Here is a 6778-nt window from a genome sequence, read left to right on the forward strand (position 1 = left end):
GTGGCCGAATTGGGCGGCTATGGTGTTGAAGACACCGAGCACATGGTTACAGAAACATTGATTCGCGGCATGTACGAGTACTGGCGCAAGGTCATGGAGGTTTAATCGAAGATGGACATGCAGACATACTTAAAACTGACCAACCTGTACGCGGATTACTCGGCGGCGGTTGACGCCGAAGACTGGGGAAAATGGGTCAGCTTCTTCGATGAGGATTGCGAGTACAAGGTGCAGCCGCGCGAAAACTTTGAACGTGGGTTTCCGCTTTCGACCATGTGGTTCATTAGCCGCAATATGCTCGAGGACCGGGTCTACGGCATACGTGAAACCCTGTTTCACGACCCGTACTACCAGCGTCATGTGGTGGGCGCGCCGCGCATTATCAGCTTTGAGAACGGACTGATCGAAGCCGAGGCCAACTATGCGGTGTTTCGCACCAAGTACGACGGGGCCTCTACCGTGTTTAACGTGGGCCGCTATATCGACCGCATTTCGGTGGGCAAAGACGCGCTTACGTTCAAATCGCGCTTCTGCATTTATGATTCCGAGATGATCCCCAACTCGATCATCTACCCCATTTAAACGATTTTTACATGGCTTGAACACCAACAGGAGAATTGCCGGTGGCAAATTGGATAGATGTGCTGGCTCAGAACGACATCCCCGAAGACGACGTGGTGGGGGTGGATGCGGGGGGCAGGCAACTGGCGTTGTACGGTATTGAAGGCGAGGTTTACGCTACCGACAATATCTGTACGCACGGGCATGCCCGTCTGTGCGACGGGTTTCTGGAAGACTACGAAATCGAGTGCCCGCTGCATCAGGGGCGGTTCGATGTCCGTACAGGCAAGGCGCTTTGCGAGCCTTTGACTCAGGATTTACGAGCATATCCGGTGAAGATAGAAGAAGGTAGAGTGTGGGTCGAAATTAACTAACCCAATGCCCGTGGGGGGGGTAGTGCATGACCACACTTGTTTTATCGCAGTTGCTCAATGGCGTGCAGTACGGCGTGCTGTTGTTTCTGCTGGCAGCAGGGCTCACGCTGGTTTTCGGCATCATGAGCTTTGTCAATCTTACCCACGGGTCGCTGTATATGCTGGGCGCCTACTTTGGCGCCACGGCCTATAACCAGACCAGTTCGTTCGTGCTGGCCATTGTGGCCGCCATTGGCGGCTGCATTATTGTCGGGGTCATTCTCGAGCGCCTGGCGGTCTCCAGGCTGTATTCGCGCGATCACCTTGACCACGTGCTGGTCACCTTCGGGCTGCTGCTGTTCTTTAACGAGATGGCGCAAATCATCTGGGGCACGCAGCCGTACTTCCTGCCGGTGCCCGCGTGGCTGGACGGCACGGTCAACCTGTTTGGCATTAACTACCCGGCCTACCGCTTTGCCATCATTTTGGCCGGTCTGCTGGCGGCGGTGGGCTCGTACTGGCTCATTCATAAGACCCGCCTGGGCATGCTCATTCGGGCCGGCTCGGTCAACCCGCAGATGATCGGGGCCCTGGGCATCAACATCAAGTTCCTGAACGCGCTGCTGTTTGCCGTGGGCGCGGCCCTGGCCGGGCTGGCCGGCGTCATGGCCGGGCCGATTCTGTCGGTGCAGTCGGGCATGGGCGAGCCGGTGCTCATCACCACGCTGGTGGTCATTGTCATTGGCGGCATCGGCTCGGTCAGCGGCGCCTTTTACGCGGCGCTGGTCGTGGGCATTGTCGATACCCTGGGCCGGGCCTTCCTGCCCATGCTGCTGCGCGAGGTCATGGCGCGCGACCTGGCCAATGCGGCCGGGCCGGCCATTGCCTCGATGCTGATCTACGTGCTGATGGCGGTGGTGCTGGCCATCCGCCCGCAAGGCCTGTTTGCCGGAGCCAAGAAATAATGTCGACAAGCCTACCCACCCCTAGCAATCCCCGCACCGTCTGGCGCGCCGGCACCGTGGTGCCCCTGGCCATTTTCCTGCTGTTCATCCTGGTGCCCGTGTGGGGGCACTTTACCGACCACACCTTTTATGTGGCCTACTTTGCCCGCATCCTGATCTACGCCATTGCGGTGGTGGCGCTGAACCTGGCGCTGGGCTATGGCGGGCTGGTCAGCCTGGGCCATGCGCTCTTTATGGGGCTGGGCGCCTACAGCGTGGCGCTGCCGGCCTTTTACGGCATCGACAACGGCTGGATCCACCTGCTCATCTGCCTGGTCAGCTGCGCCCTGGCCGGCCTCATTACCGGGGCCATCAGCCTGCGCACCTCGGGCATCGGCTTTATCATGATCACCCTGGCCTTTGCCCAGATGGGTTACTTCCTGTTCGTGAGCCTCAAGCAGTACGGGGGCGACGACGGCACCAGCATCTCCAACACCAGCCAGTTCTTTGGGCTGGACCTGGGCGGGGTGTACGAGGTGTATCTGGTCTCGCTGCTGATCCTGATGCTGGCCACCTGGTGGATGGCCCGCGTGCGCGCCGCCCCCTTTGGCATGGTGCTGCGCGGGGCCAGGCAAAACGCCCGGCGCATCAACGCGGTGGGCTTTCCCTCCAACCACTATCTGCTGGTCTCGTACGTGCTCTCGGCCATGCTGTGCGGGGTGGCCGGGCTGCTGCTGGCCAATTTAAACGCCTTTGCCTCGCCCAGCACGCTGTCCTGGATTATTTCCGGCGACCTGGTGGTGATGCTGGTGCTGGGCGGCATCGGTACCGTGTTCGGCCCCATGCTGGGGGCGCTGGCGTTTTTGGGCCTGGAAGAGATCCTCAAGATGTTCACCGACCACTGGCTGGCGGTGTTCGGTCTGGTCATTGTGTTTATCGGGCTGCTGGGTAAGGCGGGCATTGCCGGCTTTCTGGACTCGTTCAGCCGGCGCGCGGCCCGGCGCAAGGCCAAGGCCGCCAACCAAGGAGCGCAGGCATGAGCGCACACATGAACCCCCGGCCCCCCGGCACTCCGCTGCTGCGCACCGAATCGCTGGTCAAGCGCTTTGGCGGGCTGCTGGTCACCGACTCGGTCTCGATCGAGGTGAACCCGGGCGAGCTGCACGCCATCATCGGCCCCAACGGGGCCGGTAAAACCACCCTCATCAACCAGCTCTCGGGCGAGCTGCGGGCCGACTCGGGCCAGGTGATCTTTGCCGGCCAGAACGTCACCGACCTGAACATCGACCAGCGGGCGCGGCGCGGCCTGCTGCGCTCGTACCAGATCACCTCGATTTTTGAGGGGTTCACGGTGCTCGAGAACACCGTGCTGGCGGCCATGGGCGCCCAGGAACACGGTTTTCGGTTCTGGAAACCCCTGCTGGCGCGCCAGGACCTGGTGGCCGGCGCGCGCCAGGCGCTCGAAGTCACCAGCCTTAACGCCTTGGCCGATACGCTGTCGGCCGAGCTGGCCTACGGCCAGCGCCGCCAGCTGGAGCTGGCCATGGCGCTGGCGGCTCAGCCCAAGGTGCTGCTGCTCGATGAACCCATGGCGGGCATGAGCGCGCAAGAGTCGGCCGGGGTCGTGGCGCTGCTCAAGCGGCTCAAGGGCTCACACACCATCTTGCTCATCGAGCACGACATGGATGCGGTCTTTGCGCTGGCCGACCGCATTACGGTGCTGGTCTACGGCAAGGCCCTGTTCTCGGGCACGCCCGACGAAATTCGCAATAACCCCGAAGTCAAAACCGTTTACCTGGGCGACGAAGAGATAGGCGTAGCATGACAACACTACTTGAGGTTCGCGACATTCACGCCTCTTACGGCCATGCCCAAGCCCTGTTTGGGGTGTCGTTTCAAGTCAACGCCGGCGAAGTCGTCACCCTGCTGGGGCGCAACGGCATGGGCCGCTCCACCACGATCAAATGCCTGTTCGGGCTGCTGCCCGTGGCCCAGGGCCAGATCCTCTTCGGGGGCAAGACGATCAGCGCCATGCCGTCCTACAGCATCGCGCGCCTGGGGCTGGGCCTGGTGCCCGAGGGGCGTCAGGTGTTTCCCAACCTGACGGTGGAAGAGAACCTGGTGGCCACCGCGCGCAGTGCCGCGCGCCACGGCGGCACCTCCGAATGGACGCTGCAGCGGGTGTACGCGTTTTTTCCGCGTCTGCAAGAGCGCCGCAGCAACTTGGGCGGGCAGCTTTCGGGGGGCGAGCAGCAGATGCTGGCCATCGGCCGGGCCCTGATGACCAACCCGCGCCTGCTGGTGCTGGACGAGGCCACCGAAGGGCTGGCGCCGATCATTCGGGCCGAGATCTGGCAGGCGCTGACCCAGCTTAAAGCCCAGGGCATGTCGCAAATCGTCATCGACAAGAACGTGGGGGCCTTGCTGCCCTTTGCCGACCGGCATTATGTGCTGGAAAAGGGCAAGGTCGTGTGGCAGGGCAGCTCGGACGATCTGCGCAACAACAGCGCCATTGTGCAGCAGTATCTGGGGGTGTAACGCGCTGAAGCAATGAAAGACCTGAACCTGCTGTATGTGTTCGAAGCCATGTGGCGTGACCGCTCGGTTACGCTGGCTGCCGAGAACCTGGGTCTTACCCAGGCTGCTGTCAGCAGTGCGTTAAAGCGCCTGCGCCAAGAGCACGGCGACAAGATGTTCACCCTGGTGGGACGCCGCATGGAGCCCACCCCTTACGCAGTGCAGGCCTCTCAGCACCTTCTTACTGCACTCGATCTGATCCGCCGGGCTTCAGGCCGTCGCGCACCGTTCGACCCGGCCATCTCGCGCCGCTTGTTCACCATACGTACCCGCGACGTGGGCGAGGTCGTGTGTTTTCCGCAGATTCTGCATAACGTGGCCCAGGCGGCCCCCTTCATTCGGCTGCGCACTACGTTTCAACCTATTGAAGAAACCGTTGCCGGTCTGGCGAGTGGACGCATGGATCTGGCACTGGGCTTTTTGCCCTCGTTGGAAACCAGCATTCACCGCCGCCCGCTGTTTACACAGAATTATGTGTGCGTGGTTCGCAAGGGGCACCCGCTGGCCGATGGCAAGCTGACCCGCGAGCTTTTTTGCAGGTACGACCACTTGCTGGTCGAGTATTCGGGCAGCGGCCACCAGGTCATAGAACGTGGGCTGCTTGACGCCGGTTTGCGCAACCAGATACGCATTCGGCTGCCCCAGTATTTGTCGGCCCCGCACTTCATCATGACCAGCGATCTGGTCTGGTGCGCACCGTCATCGCTGGCTGAAAGGCTGGCACGGCATTACCCGCTGGTGCTCAAGCCCGTACCTATATCTTTGCCGACATTTGAAATTGCCCTGTACTGGCATGACCGGTTTCATCAGGATTCTGCCAACCAGTGGTTGCGCGATGTGGTTGCCCGCGCAAGCCAGGAAAGCCTCGAACTATAAATACTATTTATACCAAGTAATCAACGAATCGCTATGGTTTAAGGGCGGGTCGACCGATAGAATCGTTGCATAGAGTAAGGCGCGTGCTTGCCTTACATAAAAGCAAGGAGACAACCATGGTCGATACACAAACCGTGGGCATGATCGGCATCGGGCAGATAGGCCGGCCGGTTGCCGCCAACCTTATCCAGGCAGGCTTTTCGGTCGTGGGCTTTCGTCGTAGTGACCGACAAGGCTTTATCGATGCGGGCGGTCAGATGCTTGATTCGCCGGAGCAGGTTGCGCGTGCCGCCGATATTATTTTGCTCTGCCTGCCCGACGAGGCCGCTTCGCAGCAAGTGGCCGAAGGCCCCGACGGCATACTTGCCCAGCTTGGGCCCGGTAAAACCGTTATTGAAATGGGCACTTACCGAAAGGCGTTCAAGCTGCAGCAAGCCGCCCGTTTTGCCGAACGGGGTGCACAGGTCCTTGAAGCCGAAGTCAGCGGTTCGCCCCCTATGGTCAAAGCGCGAAAAGCAGCGCTTTACGTGGGCGGCGACACCCAGGTGCTCGAGCAGTGCCGGCCCGTGCTCGAAGCCATCAGCCCAGCGGTGTTTCATCTTGGGCAGTATGGCTCGGCCGTCTCCATGAAGCTCATTGCTAATTACCTGGTTACCGTGCATACCCTGGCAGCGGCCGAGGCCATGAACCTGGGCGCTCGGGCGGGCTTTGATCCGCACACGGTGGCAAAGGTCATTCAGCAGGGCGGTGGCGGCTCGGTCATGTTCGGCATCAGGGCGCCCCTTATGGCCGACCGCAGCTTCACCCCGCCGCTTGGGCCATTCACGACCCTTGAAAAATATCTTGCGCTTGGGCGTGCCATGGCAGACGAGCTCGGCTGTGCCACGCCCCTGTTTTCAGCGGCCGAACCTTATTTTCACAAAGCCCTGAACAGCGAGATGCGAGACGAAGATATTGCGGCGGTGATCAAACTGATCGAAGCCGATTCCAAGCCCCAATAAAGGTATTAACCATGATTCGTTCGTTACTGCACGTGGGCATGTTCGTGCCTGATCTTGAAGTGGGGCGCGCTTTTTACGAGCTGTTCGGCTTGCAGGCACGCGCCAGCGGAAACGACCTGGTGTTTCGCTGCCAGGGTCGCGACCAAGATCAGATCCGGCTTATGCAGGGCTCGCCCAAGAGGCTGGCCTATACGTCATTGGGTACCAACGAGGCCGGCATGGCCGTACTTACCGGCAAGCTGCAGCAGGCGGGCGTGCGCATACAGGCGGCGCCTTTTCAGGTGCCCTTTGGCGGCATCTGGTTTCAAGACCCGCATGGCGACTGGCTGAATGTGCAGGTGGCCGAGCCGGCCCCCCCCAACTACGACACTTTGCCCCCTGAAATAAACGCCCATGGACGCTACCGTCGGGTCGGCCGCGCCTGTTGGGTCGAGACACGTAATAAAAAGGCCAAGCCTTTGCGCTT

General features: G+C 61.0%; 9 protein-coding genes. All 9 read left to right on the top strand.

Going from position 1 to position 6778, the window contains the following annotated elements:
• Positions 1 to 111 precede the first annotated feature (111 nt).
• Complete coding sequence (locus tag VL003_RS00295) at positions 112 to 582, top strand: aromatic-ring-hydroxylating dioxygenase subunit beta (RefSeq protein ID WP_325438420.1); 471 nt, start codon at positions 112 to 114, stop codon at positions 580 to 582.
• Between the two features lie 41 nt (positions 583 to 623).
• The gene (locus VL003_RS00300) at positions 624 to 935 is read left to right on the top strand and encodes a non-heme iron oxygenase ferredoxin subunit (protein WP_325438422.1); all 312 of its coding nucleotides are present in this window, start codon (positions 624 to 626) and stop codon (positions 933 to 935) included.
• A gap of 26 nt (positions 936 to 961) precedes the next feature.
• Positions 962 to 1879 (top strand): branched-chain amino acid ABC transporter permease, encoded by a 918-nt coding sequence (locus tag VL003_RS00305; protein ID WP_325438423.1) that lies wholly within the window; start codon positions 962 to 964, stop codon positions 1877 to 1879.
• Entirely contained in the window at positions 1879 to 2898 is a 1020-nt protein-coding gene (locus tag VL003_RS00310) for a branched-chain amino acid ABC transporter permease (protein ID WP_325438424.1), read from the top strand. Before VL003_RS00305 ends, VL003_RS00310 begins: the two co-directional genes overlap by 1 nt.
• Entirely contained in the window at positions 2895 to 3683 is a 789-nt protein-coding gene (locus tag VL003_RS00315; protein WP_325438426.1) for an ABC transporter ATP-binding protein, read from the top strand. The genes VL003_RS00310 and VL003_RS00315 overlap by 4 nt, the downstream gene beginning before the upstream one ends.
• Entirely contained in the window at positions 3680 to 4396 is a 717-nt protein-coding gene (locus tag VL003_RS00320; RefSeq protein WP_325438428.1) for an ABC transporter ATP-binding protein, read from the top strand. Before VL003_RS00315 ends, VL003_RS00320 begins: the two co-directional genes overlap by 4 nt.
• Before the next feature lie 12 nt (positions 4397 to 4408).
• Positions 4409 to 5311, top strand: coding sequence for a LysR family transcriptional regulator (locus tag VL003_RS00325; RefSeq protein WP_325438430.1), 903 nt, complete (start codon positions 4409 to 4411; stop codon positions 5309 to 5311).
• Positions 5312 to 5394: 83 nt separating this feature from the next.
• The gene (locus tag VL003_RS00330) at positions 5395 to 6312 is read left to right on the top strand and encodes an NAD(P)-dependent oxidoreductase (protein WP_325438432.1); all 918 of its coding nucleotides are present in this window, start codon (positions 5395 to 5397) and stop codon (positions 6310 to 6312) included.
• A gap of 11 nt (positions 6313 to 6323) precedes the next feature.
• The coding region (locus tag VL003_RS00335; protein WP_487047239.1) for a VOC family protein at positions 6324 to 6778 on the top strand (455 nt) is incomplete at its 3' end.

The sequence above is a fragment of the Pusillimonas sp. genome (assembly GCF_035515275.1).
Taxonomy (GTDB): domain Bacteria; phylum Pseudomonadota; class Gammaproteobacteria; order Burkholderiales; family Burkholderiaceae_B; genus Pusillimonas.